This is a genomic window from Armatimonadota bacterium (assembly GCA_020354555.1).
GTDB lineage: Bacteria > Armatimonadota > Hebobacteria.
The window spans coordinates 2,164,506-2,167,726 of sequence record CP070648.1; the positions used below are offsets into that span (position 1 = coordinate 2,164,506).

Genomic DNA, 3,221 nt, shown 5'->3' on the forward strand with positions numbered 1-3,221 from the left:
ACGCCTACGAGAAAGGCATCCGCTACTTCGACACCGCCGAGTCCTACGGCTCCGAAGCCATCATCGGCGCAGCGCTGCAGGATGTCCGCGACGACGTCTATCTCGCCACGAAGACCCATGCCATCACGCCCGGCGTCGCCCGTCAGCATGTCGAGGCGTCACTGCGCGAGCTTCGCACCGACGCGCTGGACTGCGTCAAGCTCCACGTCCCCAATGAGTACGATCACGCCATGCGGGTGCTCGACGAGATCGAGGCCATGCGCGACGAAGGCAAGATGCGCCTGATCGGCATGTCAAACCACGTCCACTTCGAATTGGCGCTCAAGCTGATTGACACCGGCCGCCTTGACGAAGTGCTGCTGGCGCGATGCTATTTCCCGAAGGGTTACGCGGAGATCATCTCCCAGCGCAACCAGGAGCTGCGCGAGATGGCGATAGCGAGGGCCCACGAACTAGACATGAACATCATCGGGATGAAGGCATTGGGCGCGGTCATCTTTGGCCACCATGCCGCCGACCTCGTCCCGGATCATGATAAGGAGAAGGCGCGCCGGCTGCCGGCCGCGGCGATTCGCTGGTCGTTCTCCGACCCCCGGTTTCACATCTACCTCGTCGGCGTGTCGATGTTCAGCGACATCGACGAGAACGTTGCGACGTGCAGCGGCGATCTCACCGTGACCGACGAGGACCGCGCGCTGCTCGCTGAATTCTCCGCGAAGGCGTGGGGCGCTAAGCCCATCAGGGATTGCCCCGAGCCGTACAAGCATCCGGATTCGCCGGTGTACTACGAGCCCGGCCGGCGCGAGGGCTGGACGACGTAATCTCCGCCCGGACCTGCGTGCCAACCGCGAGCAATGCGCGGTGACTTCGGAGACAGCTTCGTCCCGACGTGCCCTGTCAGGGCCGCTTCCCTGTGCGTAGAGCAGACATCGAGCGCGGCAAGCGTTGCCCCCGCCTGGCGGTGATGCTTGCACAGGGTTTCATGTCGACCCTCTGCAGCAGGAGCCCCGGCTTAGTCACCCAAGAGTGCAACTTAGCATCGGTTCGATTCTCGCTGAAGATGTGCAATCAGCCTATCAACCATCTCGCCCAATGTCTTGACGGTCCAGATCATCGTCATGGCATCATCTTCGCTTATGTTGAAGTCCTCTTCTAAGGCTAGTGCCGTCTCGACAGTCAGCATGTCGTAGTCCCACGGCCTGAGGAACACCACACTCAGGCGGTCGTCGGGCAAGAAGTGATCGTTAGGCCAATTGTACGCTTCCTTGATCAGTTCGCACACACGTTGCCCAATGTCGACCCGCAGCAGCCCATCTCCCCAGCGACTTGGATCCGGCCGTTCCCGCGCGAGAAGCTGCTTCTCGATGTAGTCAACCGCACGGCAATACTCGGGACCGTATGAGATGAGTCGAAACGGAAAGAGCTCGAATAGCTTCCGAAGCCACGACCGCTTTTCTGGTGATGGCGGTAGCGGTATTAGTTCTGGTGGCGGTGGCACGAAGGAGCTAGGCCATGTCAGTGGCGTCATGTTCATAATCGGAACCTGCATGTCCCTTCTCAGATAGCACGGGAGGAGAAGAATGTCTGGGCACCGTGGCGGTAGAGCGCTGCCGGCTACTGCCAGGAGACAACGCCTGCCCACAACGCTCCCCACCGCCAGCGCTTTTCTCCGCGCCAGCATCGCTTCCCTACGGCCGACGGAGACATCGAGGGGGGAAACATCGCCCGCGCTTGACGGTGACGCTTGCTCAGGTTGACATGAAAGTCCTCAGGAGCAGGCCCCCACGTTCATTCACGCGGAAGTGCAACCTAGCATTTATCCCATCCCCGCTCATGACGTACAGGGGCTCCTCTCAAGTGGCGCGAGTCAGTCCGCCTTCGTCTGTCGCCATGGTATAGACGAACGTGAGGAATCCGTCCTCATCGGGCTCCGTGCCTTGCTGCACGAATCCCGCGCCCGCGAAGCACCGCTGGCTCCGGGAGTGATTCACGTGCACGTTCGCCACGATTCTCTTGAGCCGACTCAGCTCCGGCTGCTTCACCAGCGCGCCCAGCACCCGCCTGCCGTGCCCGCGGTTCCACAACTCTGGTCGCACCACCAGTGCCACATGCCCGGTTCCCTCGGCCTCAAGATCAACCTGCACGAGGGCCATCGGCTCGCCGTGTTCATAGACCATACGTCCGAAGACGTTCGCGTCCGTGCGCAGGTAGGCGTGGTACGCCTCAGTCGGAGGCGTATACGATCGCTGCAGCTCGGCGTTTCCACGCCACCAGGACTCGAACGCCCGCCATCCAGCTTCATCAATGGGCGCAAAGACCAAGTCGTTCACAACGGCTCTCCCGCTGATTCGCGCTCCCTATGCAAGTCATCGGCCCTCAACGTCCGTGGGACGAATCCGGGGGTGAATCAAGGTGCAGTCCCGATATCCCTGCTCCTGCATCTTGCAGTACCGACAAGCTGCCGAGAGGGCTCGCGGCGTGACGCTGCCACCCCCACCTGAAGGAGTCTGATCCGCGAACGTCTGCGGCGCAATCCGCCGCGCGAGCCTGCGCGCATACCCTCCGCGTCTATCTGCTCTCGTTGGGGGACACGAGCAACGCGAGCAGATCATAGAACGACATCTGCACATAATCCACGTGACCATCCACAAAAGCCACGGGTATGGACGGCTGAATCGTCGGCTCGTTGCCGCCGATTTCAGCGGGTATCACGTGGTCGGTGGCGTAGTCCGGTCTGTAGCCCTCGTGTACGCCGAAAGACCCGCACATCGCCAGCGGCTCACGTGCCGGCTCGGAGAAAGCTGCCATGTGATTGCCACAGGCGAAAGCCTCGCTTGGATCGTCGTGGACTGCGACGAAGCCCAGCATTTGAGCGGCCATCCATACCTCCAGGACTGCGCCGCCGGCCCCGAATTCACTCGGTTGGTCCCTGCTGCCGCGGTCATAATGCGCGCACATGTACACATACGATCCGGAGTGCTGAATCTTCCGCGGGCGCTTGCCGTGTATGAGTGCGCGCAAGGGATCGTGCGGGTCCTGCTTACCCGTGGCGTCCGTGCCGACGATGTAGCTCTGCACCCGGCAACTGGGATCGCGCCACGTCAACGTGGGGCAGTTGAAACGCGCCTCGGAGCGGACGTAGGGGCGCAGCACATCCGCTAGGTGCCACATCCAACGACCGTCGGCGTACTGCTCTCCGTACTTCTCACGGACCTCCCCCT

Annotated in this window: 4 protein-coding genes; 1 reads left to right on the forward strand and 3 read right to left on the reverse strand. The window is 61.9% G+C overall.

Going from position 1 to position 3,221, the window contains the following annotated elements:
• Window positions 1–821: aldo/keto reductase (locus JSV65_08860; GenBank protein ID UCH36446.1), on the forward strand; the 821-nt coding region annotated here is incomplete at its 5' end.
• Between the two features lie 212 nt (window positions 822–1,033).
• On the opposite strand, the gene JSV65_08865 is transcribed toward JSV65_08860, so the two are convergent.
• The 3 genes from JSV65_08865 to JSV65_08875 all read right to left on the reverse strand — a co-directional run.
• Window positions 1,034–1,549 (reverse strand): hypothetical protein, encoded by a 516-nt coding sequence (locus JSV65_08865; GenBank protein UCH36447.1) that lies wholly within the window; start codon window positions 1,547–1,549, stop codon window positions 1,034–1,036.
• A 304-nt stretch (window positions 1,550–1,853) separates the two neighbouring features.
• A complete protein-coding gene (locus tag JSV65_08870) occupies window positions 1,854–2,330 on the reverse strand; it encodes a GNAT family N-acetyltransferase (protein ID UCH36448.1) in 477 nt (158 codons plus the stop codon).
• A gap of 238 nt (window positions 2,331–2,568) precedes the next feature.
• Window positions 2,569–3,221 (reverse strand): hypothetical protein (locus tag JSV65_08875; GenBank protein ID UCH36449.1); only part of this gene is annotated, 653 nt, incomplete at its 5' end.

What these genes read in the sequence shown, in the direction of transcription:
- JSV65_08865 (UCH36447.1), bottom strand. Translation starts at nt 1,549, where the DNA reads ATGCAGGTTCCGATTATGAACATGACGCCACTGACATGGCCTAGCTCC.